The 19,423-nt window shown below is 37.4% G+C and carries 16 protein-coding genes and 1 pseudogene; 11 read left to right on the plus strand and 6 right to left on the minus strand.

Annotated elements, in window-relative coordinates; translation table 11 throughout:
* Positions 1–20: 20 nt before the first annotated feature.
* Positions 21–1,220 carry an MFS transporter gene (locus NSS80_RS02055; protein ID WP_317222219.1) on the minus strand — a complete coding sequence of 400 codons (1,200 nt, stop codon included), beginning with the start codon at positions 1,218–1,220 and terminating at the stop codon, positions 21–23.
* 486 nt (positions 1,221–1,706) lie between these two features.
* Between NSS80_RS02055 and NSS80_RS02060 the strand changes: the two genes are divergently transcribed.
* From NSS80_RS02060 to NSS80_RS02090, 7 genes and pseudogenes are all read left to right on the plus strand, one after another.
* Positions 1,707–2,084, plus strand: coding sequence for a MerR family transcriptional regulator (locus tag NSS80_RS02060; protein ID WP_135033087.1), 378 nt, complete (start codon positions 1,707–1,709; stop codon positions 2,082–2,084).
* Positions 2,085–2,334: 250 nt separating this feature from the next.
* On the plus strand, positions 2,335–3,078 hold the full coding sequence (locus tag NSS80_RS02065; protein ID WP_317222218.1) for an SDR family oxidoreductase: 744 nt from the start codon (positions 2,335–2,337) through the stop codon (positions 3,076–3,078).
* A gap of 264 nt (positions 3,079–3,342) precedes the next feature.
* A complete protein-coding gene (locus tag NSS80_RS02070) occupies positions 3,343–3,516 on the plus strand; it encodes a hypothetical protein (RefSeq protein WP_317222217.1) in 174 nt (57 codons plus the stop codon).
* Positions 3,517–3,923: 407 nt separating this feature from the next.
* Positions 3,924–4,838: pseudogene (locus tag NSS80_RS02075) on the plus strand (protein rep); the annotation flags it as partial.
* Positions 4,839–5,483: 645 nt separating this feature from the next.
* Entirely contained in the window at positions 5,484–5,819 is a 336-nt protein-coding gene (locus NSS80_RS02080; protein ID WP_317222216.1) for a DUF3139 domain-containing protein, read from the plus strand.
* A gap of 1,252 nt (positions 5,820–7,071) precedes the next feature.
* The gene (locus tag NSS80_RS02085) at positions 7,072–7,593 is read left to right on the plus strand and encodes a hypothetical protein (protein WP_317222215.1); all 522 of its coding nucleotides are present in this window, start codon (positions 7,072–7,074) and stop codon (positions 7,591–7,593) included.
* Positions 7,594–8,003: 410 nt separating this feature from the next.
* The gene (locus NSS80_RS02090; RefSeq protein WP_317222214.1) at positions 8,004–8,261 is read left to right on the plus strand and encodes a YesK family protein; all 258 of its coding nucleotides are present in this window, start codon (positions 8,004–8,006) and stop codon (positions 8,259–8,261) included.
* A gap of 166 nt (positions 8,262–8,427) precedes the next feature.
* Here the strand turns inward: NSS80_RS02090 and NSS80_RS02095 are convergent, their stop codons facing one another.
* The 4 genes from NSS80_RS02095 to NSS80_RS02110 form a co-directional block, all read right to left on the minus strand.
* The gene (locus tag NSS80_RS02095; protein WP_342498400.1) at positions 8,428–8,739 is read right to left on the minus strand and encodes an MFS transporter; all 312 of its coding nucleotides are present in this window, start codon (positions 8,737–8,739) and stop codon (positions 8,428–8,430) included.
* A gap of 83 nt (positions 8,740–8,822) precedes the next feature.
* Positions 8,823–9,677: an SDR family oxidoreductase gene (locus NSS80_RS02100; protein ID WP_317222212.1), complete on the minus strand. Its 855-nt coding sequence runs from the start codon at positions 9,675–9,677 to the stop codon at positions 8,823–8,825.
* The gene (gene uxuA / locus NSS80_RS02105; protein ID WP_317222211.1) at positions 9,671–10,768 is read right to left on the minus strand and encodes a mannonate dehydratase; all 1,098 of its coding nucleotides are present in this window, start codon (positions 10,766–10,768) and stop codon (positions 9,671–9,673) included. Before uxuA ends, NSS80_RS02100 begins: the two co-directional genes overlap by 7 nt.
* A gap of 18 nt (positions 10,769–10,786) precedes the next feature.
* Positions 10,787–11,464, minus strand: a complete 678-nt coding sequence (locus NSS80_RS02110) for a GntR family transcriptional regulator (RefSeq protein WP_317222210.1) — start codon at positions 11,462–11,464, stop codon at positions 10,787–10,789.
* A gap of 349 nt (positions 11,465–11,813) precedes the next feature.
* Here NSS80_RS02110 and NSS80_RS02115 point away from each other — a divergent pair, with 349 nt between their 5' ends.
* The 3 genes from NSS80_RS02115 to uxaC all read left to right on the plus strand — a co-directional run bounded on the left by NSS80_RS02115 (position 11,814) and on the right by uxaC (position 15,641).
* The gene (locus tag NSS80_RS02115) at positions 11,814–12,980 is read left to right on the plus strand and encodes a Gfo/Idh/MocA family oxidoreductase (protein ID WP_208946016.1); all 1,167 of its coding nucleotides are present in this window, start codon (positions 11,814–11,816) and stop codon (positions 12,978–12,980) included.
* Between the two features lie 58 nt (positions 12,981–13,038).
* Entirely contained in the window at positions 13,039–14,124 is a 1,086-nt protein-coding gene (locus NSS80_RS02120; protein ID WP_317222209.1) for a Gfo/Idh/MocA family oxidoreductase, read from the plus strand.
* An 80-nt stretch (positions 14,125–14,204) separates the two neighbouring features.
* Positions 14,205–15,641 carry a glucuronate isomerase gene (gene uxaC / locus NSS80_RS02125; RefSeq protein ID WP_103132454.1) on the plus strand — a complete coding sequence of 479 codons (1,437 nt, stop codon included), beginning with the start codon at positions 14,205–14,207 and terminating at the stop codon, positions 15,639–15,641.
* Positions 15,642–15,708: 67 nt separating this feature from the next.
* Here uxaC and NSS80_RS02130 read toward each other — a convergent pair whose 3' ends face one another.
* Positions 15,709–17,202, minus strand: coding sequence for a peptide MFS transporter (locus NSS80_RS02130; RefSeq protein ID WP_024425520.1), 1,494 nt, complete (start codon positions 17,200–17,202; stop codon positions 15,709–15,711).
* A 263-nt stretch (positions 17,203–17,465) separates the two neighbouring features.
* Between NSS80_RS02130 and NSS80_RS02135 the strand changes: the two genes are divergently transcribed.
* Complete coding sequence (locus NSS80_RS02135; RefSeq protein WP_111927533.1) at positions 17,466–19,253, plus strand: right-handed parallel beta-helix repeat-containing protein; 1,788 nt, start codon at positions 17,466–17,468, stop codon at positions 19,251–19,253.
* Positions 19,254–19,423: the final 170 nt, after the last annotated feature.

A 19,423-nucleotide genomic window follows, 5' to 3' on the forward strand; every position in this document is an offset into this window, starting at 1 on the left:
AACTCAAATGGGTGGTGTGTTCATGCTGATGGAAAAGCGTGTCTCTTTGCTTTCCAGGTAATGATCACACCTACAAATATTAGAATCAGTAGAACTTTTGGGAATGACTGTACTCCCACCAGTTCCAACAAAGTACCACCTGCGATCCCTCCACCAGCAATGGCCAGATTCCATACAGTTGTATTGATGGGCATGGCAATATCTACACCTTCTTCGCCACTTGCATTGGCTTGAGCGGTTTGTAGCAAGGTAGCAGCGCCTCCAAAACTAAGCCCCCATAATGCGGAAGCTATATATACAATTGGTGCGGAAGCGCCACCTATCCATAGGAAAACAGACGCAAGCACAAATATAAAAAGGCTGATTAATACCAATAAACGTAGCATGCGGTCAACGAGTAGACCAACTATCCAAATGGATACAAGGGAAGATAGACCAAACACTAGTAAGACCAAATCAACACGTCCTCCGAGTCCAGAAAGTTGGAGAAATGGCGCAATATAGGTGTACAAAATATTGTGAGCTAACATCCAACTGAGTACAACGATAAGAATTGGTCGCATTCCAGGTCTCACAAATACCTGTCTTACGGTCATTCGTTTATTGGAAGGTTGCCCAGGATAATCTGGGACTTTCCACAACACCCATCCCAATAAGATAAGAGCGAAGAGAGAGATGACACAGAATACGGCACGCCAGCCAATCAAAGCACCAAGCAATGTTCCAATTGGTACACCAAAAGTAAGAGCGATGGGTGTTCCTACCATCGCAACAGCTAATGCTCTCCCTTTTAAGGAATCTGAAACCATTCGGCGTGCATAACCAGCAATCATGCCCCATGCTGCTCCTGCAGCAACACCTGCAAAGAATCGAGCAATAAGTGTCAAGGTATAACTGTTTGACAAAGCAGTAATGGTGTTGAATATAAAGAACCCCGCAATAATAGTTAGCAGAAGTGGACGTCGTCTAATTCCACTAGTAAATATCGCAAAAGGTATGGCTGCAACCAGTGATCCTATCGCATATAGGGTAACGAATTGTCCAGCCATCGCTTCTGTTATACGAAGTCCTTCTCCTATTAATGGAAGAAGTCCAGCTGGAATGGTTTCGGTAAGAATACAGATAAATCCTGTCATCGCAAGCGCAAGTAAAGCAATCCAAGGAAACTTGACAGGGGTATTAGTTGAATGAGTTGAAGTTATATGTGGTGAATCAGACACTATAATTTCCTCCTTTATCTAAATACAATTATGGAATGATCGTTCCATAATTAGATTAAAGCTACTTCATTCATTTGTCAATTGATTCTGGGATCCATCATGGTTGAAAAGTTTTAGGTGGAGGATGTTTAGTATGAACGGTTTATTGTGCAAGCTCACAGGTGGAATTATTAAGAAAAAGTAAAAGGGAAAATAGCTTGTGGACAAAGCAGATTTTACGGAAGTCCATTTTTTGAACTTCCGTAAGAATAAACGCATAATGAACGTTTTATCATTCAGACTCCAAATAAAACGTTCGTTTATAATCTCAATAGGAAGTGAATTTAGTATTGAATACATCTTAATCCCACAGTAAACTTTAAGTTAAAAACTTGTTGAATTCGCCATTAAACTGGAATATTCCCTTAATAATAATCAGCTATAACTTCCAGGAGATGAATGAACGGTAAAGGTTAGAAATTACTTTGATGAATGGAGGAGAAAGCGATGTCTACGATTAAAGAAATTTCGGAGAAAACTGGGATTACCCCATATACTCTTCGATTTTATGAAAGGGAAGGAATCTTGCCATGCGTCAAGCGAGATTCGAGTGGCCATCGATTGTACGACGAAGAGAGTATAGACTGGTTGGATTTTATTTTAGCTCTGCGGGAGACGGGTATGCCACTTGCCGAGATCAAGCAATATGTGGCTCTATACCAAGAAGGCGAGAGTACGCTTAAGCGACGTAAACAAATGATGCTTAAGCATAAGGAAAAAGTAGAGAAGGACCTCTCGGAAACGATTAAATATTTGGAGCAAATCAATTACAAGCTGGCACTTTATGACATGCAAGAAAAAGGATTGGCCAAGATGCTGCCGTAGATGTCGTTTTTCAACATTTTCACTCTTGCGTGAATTTTTTTGCTGTATACATTAGAGTATACTATAATGATTTTTGTGTAGTTGTTTTCAATGCCTTCCTATTTATTATCCTTTGTTATCTGAAAATATGCGTTTTCATGAGGGGTTTTCTTAAGTGAATTAATTAATTTGACTTATAGATTACTCTAATTGATAACCTAGAATTAAGCCAGCGGTGAATGGCTTATAAAAGAACAAAGGAGATGTATACATGAATACAAAAGTAGCTATCATCACAGGTGCAAGCAGCGGAATGGGAGCGGCTACGGCCAAACTTCTCGCCCAACACAACATTAAAGTCATGCTTGCTGCTCGCCGGGAAAATCGATTACAGCACCTGCAAGAAGAAATCCGTAATGCTGGAGGCGAAGCCATCTACAAAGTGACTGACGTCACTTCGCGTGCTGACGTGGAGGCTTTGGTAGATGAAACTATAAAAGTTTATGGACAAATCGATATTTTGATTAATAATGCTGGAATCATGCCTCTCTCGTTCTTCAAAAATTTGAAAGTTGACGAATGGGAGAGAATGATCGATGTGAACATTAAGGGCGTCCTCTATGGGATGGCGGCAGTGTACAAACATATGGAAGAACGTAATGAGGGACATATTATTAATTTTTCGTCCATTGCGGGACATATCATCTTCCCTTCAAGCTCTATTTATAGTGCGACCAAGCATGCTGTACGGATTCTAACTGAAGGTATGCGAACCGAATTGGGATCCACGCAAAATATTCGGACGACGCTCATCTCCCCTGGTGCGGTAGAGACCGAACTGTACGATACGATAACCGACAACTCGATTTATCCAGCATTGGAGAAATTGGGCAGCCAGGAATGGAGTCAACTTGACCCAGGTGACATTGCGAGAACCATCCTGTTTGCAATTCAGCAGCCGACTAACGTAACCATTAACGAACTAATTGTCCGCCCCACGTCTCAAAGCTTATAAAATTATCATGTCCAAAAAGGCAGAAGGTTAAAGCTTGTCCAGGAAGAACTTTGGACTAAAAACCGATTAGATTTTTGCGGGCTGACTCCGGTTTATAAATCATGGATCAAAATACCTTGCAAGTTAAACAGCCAGTCGCGAAAATTAATCGGTGACTGGCTGTTTAGTTTTGTTTGAATGGGGCATGACCTATGCACTAATGCTTTACCTTGGTCTAAAATTTAAAAAATCAAGAAAGCTGTTAAAATTATGGGTGGAACTCGAGTGGTTGCTAATGCTTTAATTAAAGCTTATAAGCATCAACGTAATTTAGGTTATTCTAGAGCGAAATCTATAAAGAAAGCGATTAATGTAACAAAAAGAGCACTTCCAGCTGAATATGCAAAGCATTGGGTGGAGTCCTTCAGTCTAGGAGTTGTACAAAAAGAATGTTTTTAGTGTGATTTTTGATAAAAGCAGGCTCATATCGATGAACTTAGGAAATACATATCAGCGACTAGGAAAATACGAAGCTGCTTTGAATTACTTGGATGATACATTAAGTGCCAGGTGTTTGATCGGTCATGGCACATTGGCATGTTGGTATTAAGAATTACATTCAATTTGAAACATTTCTCTTTTATTCTTAAAATGGTAAAATAAAGATATGAAGACGAGGTGATAAACATGGGAGGATTTTATTTCTTTGGTGGCTTGTTTCTTGCGTTGTTTGCTGGTATCGGTTTAGTACTATGGGGAGCTTCAACACTTCTTAAATTGGGCAAATAATTAAAGCCAATGAGGACGAAAACAAAAAACTGGCTAAAAAAGAAATACTTCGCAGTCTCGTCACAAATGACGGGACTTATGAGAGACTTGAAAAGCGTACCGGTGCGCCTTACTACGGAAAAAAGGCAGAGAAAGTATGTGATTGTGCGGAATGTCTTGCGTTTAGAAGAGATAACGAAACGGGCAGACTACGATTATATCAAGTCTACTTTTGTAAAGTGAGGTTATGTCCTATGTGTGCGTGGCGAAGGTCGTTAAAAATTGCAAGTCATAATAAATTGATCGTTGAAGAAGCCAATCGGCAATATAAGCCCGCCTGGATATTTCTCACGTTGACAGTTAGAAACGTTGATGGAGAAGATCTGAAACAGACCATTTCGGACATGATGAAAGGCTTTAATAGATTGATGAAGTATAAAAAAGTGGACTCTTCTGTTCTTGGTTATTTCAGAGCTTTAGAGATTACAAAAAATCATGAACAGAATACATATCATCCACATTTTCATGTCTTAATTCCAGTGAAGCGAAGTTATTTCACAGGGAAAAGCTATATCAAACAAGCAGAATGGACAAGCCTTTGGAAGCGGGCAATGAAATTGGATTATACACCGATTGTGCATGTGCAGCGGGTCAAAGGAAAAAAGGGAATTGATGCGGAAGCGATTGAACAAGAAGTGCGTAAAGAGATGGAAGAACAAAAAGCCATTCTTGAAATCTCGAAGTATCCTGTTAAGGATACGGATGTCATACGTGGCAATGAAGTGACCGAGGAAAATTTGGATACGGTCTATTATTTGGATGATGCATTAAGTGCTAGGCGGTTGATTGGTTACGGCGGGATCTTGAAAGATATTCATAAGGAACTGAATTTGACGGATGCCGAGGACGGGGATCTTGTCAGAATTGAAGAAGATGATGATGAGGTAGCCAATGAGACGTTTGAGGTCATGGCACGTTGGCATGTAGGAATAAAAAATTACATAATACAGTAAAAAGCAGACTTTTAAGAGTCTGCTTCTCATTTAATAATTTGAATATACTCTTTTAAAATTAGGAGCTAGCTTTTTAAGGTCAAAGTCATAAGGTCTTACAATTGTAGGTACATATGGATTGAAACTAAATTGATTTTTCTTTCCGTTCCCAAAGTAATATGCTTGCCATACTAATTTAGAGCAGTATTGTGTACCTGTAGACAATAATGTTGGAAAGATTGCATAAGACGCTTTTTGAGGAACGATTTTTGTGCGTGCATATGTACCTGCGTTCTTTGCGATTTTGCTATTTTTATGTCTCACAACTCTGATCTTAGGGTAGTCTTTTTTCCAAGAAGACCATTTACGTACAATTGGTTTTGCCCCAGGTCCACTGATATGTGCGACTCTTCCATCATCAGTAACAATTGCTGAATGTCCAACAAAAGGTGCGCCTGTTACTTTTTTGCTTGTGATTAAGATGTCTCCAGCTTTTGGTTTGTAACTGGGGCTGCCTCTGATGTGCTTGTAAAAATTGTACTGATTAGTAAAGCAGCTAGAAAAGTTAATACTATTTTCGTTAAAGCTTTCAAATTTTTCATCTCCTTGTTAAAATTTACACATGTTCCATTATATAGATAAATAGGTTCAGAAGGGAAGAGGGAAATGAAGAAAAAATATATACTTTTAACTATTCTTTTAATATTTATATTGGGTATTGGTGGGGGGTTTATGAAAAATTATTATGATAAAAAAAGATTAGAAGACGGTGTTTATACTTATTTACAAGAACGAGATATATCTAAAAATGATATATCTGCTATTGATAAAGTTTATGATAAAGGAAGAAAGCCTCCTGCTAAAAATCAAGTCAGAGTGACTTTAAAGAATGATCCTAGTGTAGATTATTACTTTTATAGAACTAAAAAAGACGAGATTATTTTGGATTATGCTACTAGGAACAACGAAGAAGTTGATTTAAAAGATGTTCCTTTAAGGTAATTAAAATAATATTTTGAGAGAGTGATAATTTGAATAAAAAAACTTTAAGGAGTCTTTCATTTCTTTGTTTTATTATTGGTATTTTATTGTGGGTTCCCAATGTTTTCTTTGGGCAAAGTAGTATTCTATGGTTATTAAACTTTGTGATTGGTCCAATTGGAATTGTGTTAAGTATAATGGGTAAAAAATATCTTTTCACGTTCTTAAATTTCATAACTTCTTTCAGTTTTTTTATATTCATGTTTCTTGGTTATCAATTATTGGGACCATGAAATTATTTGGCGAGAGCAGGCTCAAAAGAGTCTGCTTTTTTGTTACACGCTTGACGGAAATCGAGAGATTTTAGCACTAACATAGTGATTTATTTGAAAAATGCCGTTGAGAGCACTCAGATTTGATTCTGATTGCTTTTGTTTTATTTTTTGTAGGGGAATGCGTCAAAAACGCTTATAAGGGCTTTAAATACGTTTTTTCGTTTTGCCTGCTGAAATCAGCTTGAAAATCTGTTTGCGAGATACCGAAAATCTTCAAAATTGGAACGCAAATAGGTTTTAGATGTATTTCATGTGCTAGGATTTAACATAAAACAGCAAATAATGAGAGGGATGTATAAATGGCAGCTGTATCTTCAGCGAAGATCGGTCAGAAGATTAATGAATGGTATTAACATATCAAAAGGCTGAATGTAACAGATGCGGAAATGCTTCGGAGCGAGATCAGATACTTTCTTCCACCCTGATTTAACGCCCCATCTATAGAAATCAGCTGTGATATTACTTGCTAGTTCCCAACCTACAAAAGCTGCTAGTGCTCCGAGATGCTTTTGTCGATACTTTACCGTTGGGTTTAGAATTTTTATTAATTTATCGAGTACTTTTCATCAATGTGATTCTTAGAATACTATAAAAGCAAACTTTTTAAAAATTTCTTTTTTGATTGCGGTATCTTTATAAACTTTTCTATTTTAGGTAATTTTAAGGTTATTTTTGTTGTTTGTATTACCAAAATAATGTAAAGTAGTCTTTGGTAATACAAAAATTGGTTAAAAGGAGTGATCTTTTTTACTTTATTTCGTTATATTAAAGTTTGTTTCGTGCTTGTGACTGGATATAAAGTTTTGTTTTTATTTAAAAACCAGTTCTAAAAGCACTTTTAAAGAAACATCTTTAGGTGTTTAATTAAATTGAACACCTATTAGATCAATGTTCACTTACTTTATTACAAAATTTCTAATAGGGGAGAATGCTGTATTATGAATCTATTTTTTAAATCTATAATTGTATCAATTGTTATGGTTATGTTAGTAACATTTACTTCACCTTTGGCAACATTCGCTATTAACAATTCAGCAGAAGATGTTGATAATTCTATTGAAGATTTAGAAGCTGTTTTAAAGTTCTATTTTGATGAAATAGGGGAATTAACAGATAAAGGTTACGTTATTAAGGATGAAGATGCATTTAATGCTAAAATTCTTATAGGGGATCCTGCTGCTTTGAAATTAAAGGAATTAATCTCTCAAGAACCTGCCTTAAGTACTGCCAGTGCTGCATCTTTTGGAAAATGTGTAGTCAATAAAATGGTGGGGAGTTACGGTAATATTGCACGCCAGTGGTTAAACGGTGCGATCTTTACATATATCAAAACGAAGCAATATGATTTAGCAGCTAGATTAATGTTTAATTCTTTAGTTAAAGCTGGTTTTAAAGTTAATGCTGCTACTCTTGCTATTGAAGTATCTTATTATGGATGGCAGTGTAGAGGTAAATTTTAAGGGGGAAGTAGTGTAATTGTCGATTTTACTTATTATACAAGTTATTGTGGCGTTAACTGTGTTAGGTTTATTCTTCTGGACGTTTACTAGCAAGAAGGCATCTGATGATGAAGATGTGTTTAAGTATGCCAGGTATATGATTTATTTACTTTTTGCTGAAGTATTGATTTATCTTATATTTAATTTAATTTAATTTAATTTAATGGCAGAGGTTAAGAACCCTGCCATTTTTTGTGTTTTTCTGCCGGCGATAAAAAGTAATCAAAGTAATCACCTTGCTAAAATGGTTCATATCCGAATCATACCGAGACTGCTATGGAATGGAGTACATGAAAAAAGACCTTTTTAGGTCTGTCTTTTTTAGAAAACATCAGGGTTCTTTTATCAATTCTTTCAAGGAGGCGAGACAAATGCCTTTCTGGCTTCTGACAACTATCCTTACAGTTATCATATTAGGTTTTTCTTTAATATTTAAAAAAAGAAAATCCTCTTTACAGTATGGATTTCCTTCTGTTTTAATGATGGCAAGCATTATCTTATTAATTATAAGTTTCTTTGTAGGAGAATGGGAAGGTTTAGGAATGGGGGCAATGAGTGTATCTTTGCTAATTGCATCAGTTATCTCTTTAACTATCATCAGCTTCTTGAGTTATCTTAGTGGTGAATGACCAAAAACCTAGCTATAAAGCTAGGTTTTTCTTTGTTAACAACTTCTTGGTTTGTAATACACTCTAATTCCAAATGTAGCCCATGTGATTTCATTCCTACCATTGCTGCAAGGAATTCTAACAAAATATAAACCGTTAAATAGTACCAGTAATTCATATCAGAAATCTAAAGAAGGGAATAAATAATCATCAAAGGGCTTCCAACTAGCAAAAAGAACCTGCGTCTTCCAAATTTTTTCCCAAGTTTTGTACGACCAAAATTATCAGTGATATGGCCCATAATTGGGCTTGCTATCGCATCAATAATACGAGCAATTGCAATAATAGATCCTGCTTCAACAGGGGTAAGACCGCAGTATGTAATGAAAAAATATAACATCCATGCGCCTATTATAGCGAATGCTCCCCCTCCAAATAAATCCATTGTTCCATAACCAATATAATTTTTGAGTGTTAGTTTCCTGTTCTCAGTCTGCATTCTTATGTCTCCTTTCCAAGCCTACTTATAAATTTAAAAAAACATATAAAATAAAGATGTATGACAAGGAAAAAATAAAAATATTAAACACCTGAATACGCCATAAAACCTCCATCAACAGGAATTGTCACGCCGGTAACAAATGCTGACATATGATCATCAACAAGCCATAATAGGGTACCAAGAAGATCTTCTGGCGTACCAAACCTTCTCATTGGTGTGTTCGAAATAATCTTATGAGACCTCTCTGTATAATCTCCTTCTTCATTTAGGAGAAGGTTTTTATTTTGTGAGGTTAAAAAGAAGCCCGGTGCAATGGCATTTACTCTAATTCCTGCCTCAGCCATATGAACAGCTAACCATTTGGTGAAATTTTCAATTGCTGCTTTTGCCGCGCTATAAGCAGGCACTTTGGTCATTGGAGAAGGGGCACTCATAGATGACATGTTGATGACAACTGCTCCCTTTTGATGAACCATATGTTTAGTGAAAACTTGTGTAGGAATGAACGTCCCCATAAAATTTAAATCAAATACATTTTGTACACTATCTGTACTTAAATGAAGAAAAGTATTTACCTTAGGATTAGTAAGATCTTCTATTTGAAATATTTCGTTGGTTGTATTTGCACTGGAGTGGTTACCACCAGCTCCATTTATCAATATTGTACAATTGCCTAATTCCTCTGTTACAATCTTCTCGGCTTGTTCCACACTATCTTTATTCAGAACATCACATTTAATCGCAATCGCTTTCCCACCCATAAGGTTAATTTCTTCGGCTACCTTTTCGCCCTTTTCGACTGTTCTATTTAAAATAGCCACAGACACGCCATGTCTAGCAAGTTCCTTTGCCATGGCGCTGCAAAGTACGCCACTTCCTCCTGTGATGACAGCTACTTTACCAGCTAAATTTTTATTTTCTTGTATGTTTACCATGTAGCTTCCTCCTTTGCTTCTTTTCGTAAAGACTGTTTATTTTTTAAAGCATCCCAAGCTCCCCACAAATACATAATTCCAAGTGCTCTATCATAAAGACCATATCCAGGCCTGCATTGTTCATCCCAAATGTGTCTTCCATGATCGGGTCTGCAATAACCCTTGAATCCGCTTTCATAATAAGCATGTATAATGGCTGAAACGTCTACTGATCCATCTTTTGATCGATGCGATGTTTCAACAAAGTCCCCGTTATCATATATACGTACATTTCTTATATGAGTAAATGGTATTCTATCAATAAATTCGTGAATCATAGAAACTAAATCATTTTCTAAATTTGCTCCTAAAGATCCTGTACAGAGCGTTATACAATGACATGGGCTGCTATTTAGTTGTAAAATTTTTCTGATGTTTTTTTGGTTAGTTACTATTCGCGGTAGACCAAAGACAGGCCAAGGTGGATCGTCAGGATGAATAGCCATCTTAATATCATGAAGTTCTGCAATTGGAATAATCTGATCTAAAAAATATTTCAAGTTGGCCCATAAATCATCTTCTGTTATATTTTTGTAGGCTTCAAAAAGTTGGTGGAGGTGATTTAACCGCTCTGGTTCCCAACCTGGCATGGTTAAACTGGAGTTCTCACTAATTTTATTTACTAATTCTTTCGGATCAATATCTTTAATTCGACTATGTTCATAAAATAGAGCTGTAGATCCATCAGAAAGTGTTTTATTTAAGTCTGTACGGATCCAATCAAAGACAGGCATAAAGTTATAACATATGACTTTAACACCCACCTTTGCTAGCTTCTGAATTGTTTTCTTATAATTTTCTATGTATCGATCTCTAGTTGGAAGTCCGAGCTTAATGTCTTCATGAACATTCACGCTTTCAACTACTTCAATATGAAGGTTATGTTTATCAGCTAATTTTTTCATTTCTAACATTCTTTCTATTGGCCACTCTTCTCCTACGGGCACATCATGCAGTGCCCAAACAATTCCTTCCACTCCTGGAATCTGCTTTATTTGTTCCAGTGTGATCGTGTCGTTTCCTTCTCCAAACCATCTGAATGTCATCCTCATCTACCATCACCCCTAATGTTATTTAAAATAATTTGGATATTCTTTCTTCAATAATTCTTTATCAACAAGTGCAATTTTCAAATGCTCTTCCATGATTTTTTCAGCTTTATTAGCATCTTGATCTTGTATAGCTTTGAAGATATTTATATGTTGAGAAAGAATATTATCCCAATTATAATCTGTTACTAGCCTTAACATGCGACTCCTATTAAAGTGTACATTCATCTGTTGAATAACTAACCATGTTTTTTCTTTTTTACACCGTTTGAAAATAGTTCTATGAAACTCCTCATCTAATTCAAACATTTTTTTATAGTCTTTTTTCTTAACGCAAATTTTTTGCATACTTAAATTCATATCTAAATCATTAATCAGCTCTTCCGAAAATTCCTGACAGGCTAGTCTAATCACTGCCTTCTCGAGATGTTCTCGCATAAACCGTGCTTCCTCCACAAGGTTCAAATCAATTAAAGAAACAAAAGTACCTCGTTGAGGATAGATACTTAATAATCCTTCTTGAGATAATTTTAAAAAGCTTTCTCTTACAGGAGTTCGACTAACATTAAATTGAACGGATATTTCTTTTTCAGAAATATTTGTCCCAGGTGGAAGCTTCAGGCTTAATATTTGATCTTTTAGCATATTGTAAACTTGTTCCCTCGTAGAGAGGTTTTGGTTTTTAAAATCAATATTCATTATTCTAATCTCCTTTCTCTAACATACTACCATACAAGTAGATTAGAATGGTAGACATTAATTTCATTTTTCTGAATACTTTCACTGTGAGCATCTCTTGAGGATTCCACTATGTAAGCCATAATCAATCATAAAAGTGGGGGATATTAAAAGGAAAATTCAAAAAACTATACAAAATTCAAAAAGATTAAGTTATAATGTTTTTGAGCTACCATACTAGTATAACTAGAATATTAATAAAACGAACGGTACTCTGATCTATCAGCTAGGTGAATTATTCAGTTTTTTGAAAGCGCTATCTCGTTATTGGAAGTGAAATTTTATCTTCTTGCAGAAGGGAAAGATTGATATGTCCAACATCGCAATTATAGGAACTGGATCTATTGCAACTGCCCATATCGAAGCTTATCTTGCAATGCCTGAAATGAGTAAAATTGTAGCTTTAGCTGATATTTATCCTGAAAAAGCAATGTCTGCAGCAACAAAATATAACCTAGAAGCACGAGTTGTCGCTAACTACCAAGAGTTATTGAATGATCCTATGATTGATGCCGTTTCCATTTGTACACCCCCTTATATGCACGCAGCCATTGCCATCGATTTTCTTAAAGCAGGCAAACATGTCTTAGTAGAAAAACCTATGGCTTCTTCTCTAAAAGAATGTGACGAAATGATAAAAGCATCTATTGAAAGCCAGAAGCTTTTATCCGTTGTTGCTCAAAACAGATTTATGACGCCCATTATGAGATTAAAACATGTCCTTGATCAAAACCTAATTGGAAAAATCGCTCATACTCAAGTTGATTCTTTTTGGTGGCGTGGTCATAGTTATTATGATTTATGGTGGCGCGGTACATGGGAAAAAGAAGGTGGGGGTTGTACACTTAATCATGCTGTCCATCATATTGATATGTTGCAATGGATGTTAGGATTGCCGGTTGACATTTTTGCAGCAACTAGTAATACCTTGCATGATAATGCAGAGGTTGAAGACCTTTCTATTGCTGTACTTCGCTATGGAAATGGCAGCTTAGCACAAGTAACCAGTTCTGTTGTTCATCATGGAGAAGAACAACAATTGATTTTTCAAGGTGAAAAAGCTAGAGTATCTGTCCCATGGAAAGTAAATGCTCAAATAGCTAAAGAAAATGGGTTTCCTCAAGAGAAAAATGATGAGGATTTAGAAAATCGTATTCAGGAAGCTTTTCATCAATATCCGGAATTACTATTTGAAGGGCATAAAGGACAAATAAATAATTTTTTAATGGCTATCAAGGGTAACCAGAAGCTTTTAATTGATGGAACAGAAGGAAGAAAAACACTAGAACTTATTACAGCCATCTATAAATCTGCAAACCAAGGTGTTCATGTGAAGCTTCCTCTTTCAGCAGACGATCCTTTTTATACACGTGAAGGAATGCTCGCGAACGTTAAGCATTTTTATGAAAAACAAAGCAGTGTAGAAAATTTTTCAGACGATACGATAACCGTTGGAGGAAATTACGAGAAACTATAAGTCTAACGTTATTAAATTATTAAAAATAAACTGGAAGCTAGCTAGAGGAGGAACAATCATGCAGAAAAGTGATGGAATGAATTATGCTCCTAAGGGAAAAAGTGCCCCTGTCGTTACAGAAGGACAATTCGTCATGGCGGCTATAGGTCTTGATCATGGACACATCTATGCAATGTGCAATGGATTAACTGAGGCTGGGGCTACATTAAAATGGGTTTATGATCATGATCAGAAAAAAGTACAAGAATTTTGTAAAGCATATCCGGAGGTACAGGCAGCCAAAAGTGAGAAAGAAATTCTCGAAGATCCAGATGTCAGGCTCGTGGCAGGAGCAGCCATTACATCTAAACGCTGTGATTTAGGGCTGCGTGTTTTAGATCATGGTAAGCATTACTTTACGGATAAATCACCTTTTACAACGTTAGAACAATTGGAGCTTGCTCGTAAAAAAACAGCTGAAACGGGACTTAAATGGGCTGTTTATTATAGTGAACGTTTGCACGTGGAGAGTGCCGTATTTGCTGGTCAATTGATTGAACAAGGAGCCATTGGAAAAGTGGTACAAGTTCTTGGAACTGGCCCACATCGTAGTAATGTGGAAAGCAGACCAAGCTGGTTTTTTGAAAAGGAATATTATGGAGGTATTCTATGTGATATTGGCAGTCACCAAATTGAACAATTCCTTTTCTATTCTGGCGCAAAAGATGCAAAAGTTGTACATAGTAAAGTGGGCAATTATAAGCATCATCAATATCCAGAATTAGAAGACTTTGGTGATGCTACTTTGATTGCTGATAATGGGGCTACAAACTACTTTAGAGTAGACTGGCTGACTCCTGATGGCCTTAGCACTTGGGGGGATGGGCGCACATTCGATGGGTATATTGAAATTCGCAAATACGTAGACATCGCAAGGGATAAAACAGGAGACCATTTATACTTAGTAAATCAACAGACAGAGCAGCATTTTTCTCTAAATGGAGAAGTAGGATTCCCTTACTTTGGTGAACTTATTTTAGATTGTTTAAACGGTACTGAAAATGCTATGACTCAAGAACATACTTTTAAAGCCGCAGAACTTTGCTTAATTGCACAACGAGACGCAATCTACGTAAATACGGAGTTTGAATTAAGTAAGATCTAAAAAAGTGAGGTGTTATTTTTGTTAATAACACCTTATTTCATTTAATTGATTTTCTAAACATAAGTATAGAGGTGACGATATTGTCTACATTCCTAAGCGAAGATATGATGCTTAATCATGAAAGTTCAAAAGTTCTTTATCATGATTACGCGAAAAATATGCCAATCTATGATTTTCATACGCATTTAATGGCTGATGACATTGCTGCTAACAAAAAATATGAAAATATGACTGATATTTGGCTTAATGGAGATCACTATAAATGGAGGGCGATGCGATGGTTAGGCGTAGAAGAAAGATTGATCACGGGGAATGCAAGTGACAAGGAAAAATTCTTAGCTTGGGCGCAAACGGTTCCATATACAATAGGAAACCCTCTTTATCATTGGTCACATTTAGAATTAAGTCGTTATTTCAATATAAATGAGTTGTTCTCAGAAAAAAATGCACATCAAGTTTGGGATATTTGTAATGAGAGATTAAATGAAAGTAACATGTCCACAAATGGAATTTTAGAAAAATTTAATGTAAAAGTTGTGTGTACGACTGATGATCCAATCGATACTTTAGAAATTCATCAAATCATACGTAAAGATGTAGGAATTAAAACTAGGGTCCTACCTACATTTAGACCGGATCATGCTTTAAATATTGAACAATCGAATTTTGTGAACTATATAGAAAAATTAGGTGATTCAATCAACGGCGCTGTTTTAACATATGAAAACTTTATCGCTTCATTACATTCGCGAATTGATTATTTTCACGCGAATGGATGCAGAATTTCTGATCATGGTTTTGAAATATTTCCATTTTCACCAGCTACTGAACAAGAAGTGTCTTCTATATTTGTACGTGCTCTGCAAGGAAAAACACTATCCCTAGAGGATATCAATAAATTTAAAACAAACACTCTTCTTCACCTGAGTAAAAAATATCATTCTCTTCATTGGACCATGCAATTACACATAGGTGCTTTAAGGAATAATAACACACGAATGTTCAAGTTAACGGGGAAAGATAGTGGGTACGACTCTATGTCTGACTTCCATCTAGCAAGACATTTAAATGGTTTTTTGAATGAATTAGACAAAGACAACCTTTTACCTAAAACCATCATCTATAATTTAAATCCCGCTCATAATGCGATTGTGGCCTCTACTATAGGGAATTTTCAGTCTTCTGATGCCAGAGCAAAAATTCAATTTGGGTCTGGGTGGTGGTTTAATGATCAAAAAGACGGCATGCTAGATCAAATGAAAACATTATCTAATATAGGTTTGCTTAGCACTTTCGTAGGTATGCTTACAGACTCCAGAAGCTTTTTATCGTTCCCTCGCCATGAATATTTCAGAAGAATCTTATGTGATTTATTTGGGACTTGGATAGAAAATGGTGAGCTTCCAAGGGATTACGAATTTATAGGAAAAATAGTCAAAGATATTTGTTATCACAATGCCGTGAATTATTTTAATATTGAAATAAATGAGACAGTACCAATGAAAATGAATGAATAATGCAGTAAGATAATGATCATAAATAAAGTAAAAAACTGGACATGATGTACTCATGTCCAGTTTTTTATTAATGAACGCCTTTCATCGCTTTCTTAATCACTGGTGTCAGTAATAGCATCACAACGCATAAAACGATGGCCAGCAATCCGATGATACCGAAATAGACGGTTTCCGGCACTTTATCAAACAGTTTGACTACTTGCGCATTGATCGCCTGTGCCATTGCATTTGAAAGGAACCAAAGGCTCATCGTTTGCGCTGAGAAGGCAGCAGGGGCCAGCTTTGTTGTCGCTGACAGTCCAACTGGGGATAAGCAGAGCTCTCCGATCACGACGAGGAAGAAGCTCAGAACGAGCCATAATGGGCTCACAAGTGTGTTCGGACCGGACATGTATGCAGGAATGATCATGATGATGAAGGATAACCCTGCAAACAGAAGACCGAGTGAGAATTTAATCGGGGTAGACGGCTGTTTCTTCCCAAGTCTGACCCATAACCAAGCAAACACTGGAGACAGTAGCACAATAAAGATTGGGTTCAATGATTGGAACCATGAAGACGCTAGTGTCATCCCAAGGAAATTCAAGTTTGTTCGTTGATCTGCATATGTTGCTAAAATGTTTGAGCCCTGCTCTTGAATCGCCCAGAACATCACGGCAGCAAGGAACAATGGAATATAAGCGAGAACCCTGGATTGTTCCACTGCGCTCGTCTTTTTACTGAAATACATGACAATGAAATAAACAATCGGAATGAGTACACCAAGGGCACTGACAAACCAAGTGAATAGATTAATTGTGAGTGCGCCTGTTTGAATGCCAATGACAGCAAAAACCGCGAGCAAAATCACAACCAATGATCCGTAAATTTTGAAGTTCTTACGTTCGGCAGCTGATAATGGATTTGTCACATACGTGCCGGCAAGACCAAGGTTCGGTTTTTTTGTGACCACAAATGTAATGAGTCCAACAAGCATCCCAACGGCAGCGAGTGAGAACCCGAGGTGGAAATTCACTTTTTGACCGAGTGTTCCGACAATTAATGGGGAAATAAAGCCACCCATGTTGATCCCCATGTAGAAAATACTAAATCCAGAGTCCCTGCGCGGGTCTGTTTTTGTATACAGGTCGCCAACAATGTTTGAAACGTTTGGCTTGAGAAGACCTGTCCCGATAATAATCAGTCCCATACTAATAAAGAGCGCTGTTGCTCCGCTTGGCAAAGCCAAAATCACGTGGCCAAGCATAATGAAAACTCCGCCATAAAAGACCGTACTGGATGATCCAAATACCCGGTCGGCGAGCCATCCGCCAATCACTCCTGACATATAGACAAGCGCACCGTAGACAGACATGATCGAATTGGCTGTCGTCTGGTCAAAGCCTAGACCGCCTTTTGTCACCTCTGTGTACATATAATAAATAAGCAGTGCACGCATGCCATAATAGGAGAAACGCTCCCAAAATTCAGTGAAAAACAGTGTGTAAAGTCCTTTAGGATGTCCAAAAAACCCTTTTTGAGGAACACTTTTAACAATTTTATCGTGATCAATTGTAGACATGGCATAGATCCTTTCTTAAAAAAAGAGATATGAGAAAAATGATATTCTTGTATAGTTCTTGTGTCAATATAAAACTATTCTAAAACAGGAAAATGTTAGTTCAATAGGCGTAAAGACTCAAAAAAATGAAAAATTCATTGAAGTGAAAATTATCGGAAAGTTATTCCTGAAGAATTTATTTAAAATTTGAAGCAATGTACAAGCAAACCTTTGACACATGCATAGGATGACGAGAGAACATGTGTGAAAAGGAGTGATTTAGGTTGGGGGAATTGAATGAAGCTGATCTAAAAAAACCTGTTGTCAATGTACTAGATTTTGGCGTAATTGCTGACGGGAAAACGGATTGCACAGCTAAGCTCAATGAATGTTTAGAGTGGACAAAAGCACAGGGGTATTCCCATGTCTGGCTGCCGAGCGGCACGTATTTAATCGATGCGGTGTACAGAGGTGATTCATTTTTTCCTTTTCGAGGTGCGGGTATACGGGTGCCAAGTCATATATGCATTGAGATGGCGTCAGACGCTGTGATAAAGGTAAAACCAAATGATTCATGGGGGTATGCAGCCTTTTATATAGGAAAGGTTCAGCATGTGACCATCCGAGGCGGGCGTATTGAAGGGGATCGTCATGAACATGTATACAAGCCGCTCCCCGCTGAACGAAGAACCCATGAATGGGGCTTTGGGATATGTATTGAAGGTGCCTCACATGTGGAGGTGAATCATGTCCAAATAAAAAATTGTACGGGAGACGGCATCATTGTCAGTCCCCATGGTTTATTGACAGAGGGTGAACCTTACTCTCCTGCTTCATCTATTGATATTTCTGGCTGCACCATCACAGATTCGAGACGAAACAACATTTCGATTACAGGCTGTGATGGGGTTATTGTGGAGGATTGTCTCTTGGAAAGAGCAGGAGTAAATGGGGTCGAGCCAAGAATGGGCATTGATATTGAAGGCTATGGAGAAAATGCCGTTAATATGGAGGAGCCTCTGAATATTCAGATTCGCAACAACATCGTCAGAGGAGGTGCTGCAAGCTCCATCTATAACTTTAACGGCTATGGTGTGATCATTGAAGGCAATCATACAGATAGCAGTATCTCCTATGGCTTCTCCACCGAAACGATCATTGCCAACAATTTGATTCGTGCAGTAGGAGGAGGTGTGACAAAAGCAGGGATTACGAGCTTAGGCGTCTCACTTGGCCAAACGGAAAACAATGTAATGATTATTGGCAATATGATTGAGGGGTTTGAAAAAGGAATTGATGTGAGAGGAGACAGCGTTCACATTACAGGCAATAAGATTAGTCTTTTTGAAGATGCGGCTGTGTCCGTTTATATGGCGAATCGTATTCTAATAGAAGGAAACCATATTGAATCAGGAACGAATACCGGAAAAAGAAGCGCCTCGCTGCGTATCTATCAATCGGATAGTGTCGTCTTTTCAAACAATACGGTCTACTCTGTTATCGATGCGGCCGTGGTGAGAGGAACGAATATCCTGATCCAGCACAATCAATTCAAAGAATTCAGCAGAGGAATCTGGGTGCAGGAAGGGGAAGCTGGGCTCAACGGCAACCACTTTATTCAAGAAGGACACCCGGAGCTTGGGTCTTCGTATACGATCAGTGTCACTGGAAATGCAAAGGCTTTCATTTGGCATAATCGCTTTAAGCACTATCAAAACTACGCTGTATACAGCAGCACGACGGGGGCATTAGAGATTAAAGATAATTCCTTTGAAGAAACATCCTTATATGTGGTGATGTATATTAAAAATGGTTCACCACAAATTGGAGATAACCGTTTCTATTTAAATCGATCGATTGGACAGCCGACGGCGATCTTTATTGACCAGGCCGCCTCAGCCCGTGTGCTGCGCAATAACATCATCAATATTTCTCCTCAAAAAGCAATTGCCGTCCGCACCGCCAATTCCACTCATTCTGTCATCGCTCACAACATGCTGGAGCGTAGTCAACTGGTGACACATACCACAGACAGGCTCATCGGAAATATTGAGATTGATACACCGTCATGAGTGTTTGAAATCCCTTATTTTGGAGGTTCAGAAGGCGGTTGACAATCCTGTAAAAAGGGCATATAGTAATAATTATTTTTCATTTTTCGCAACATTTGCCCTTTTTTTTATTAATAAAACCGATTAATTCAATCAGAAAAATGTATCTAAGGACTTCGGTTTGATACATT

It is taken from the genome of Bacillus sp. FSL M8-0350, from assembly GCF_038593345.1.
Taxonomy (GTDB): domain Bacteria; phylum Bacillota; class Bacilli; order Bacillales; family Bacillaceae; genus Bacillus; species Bacillus safensis.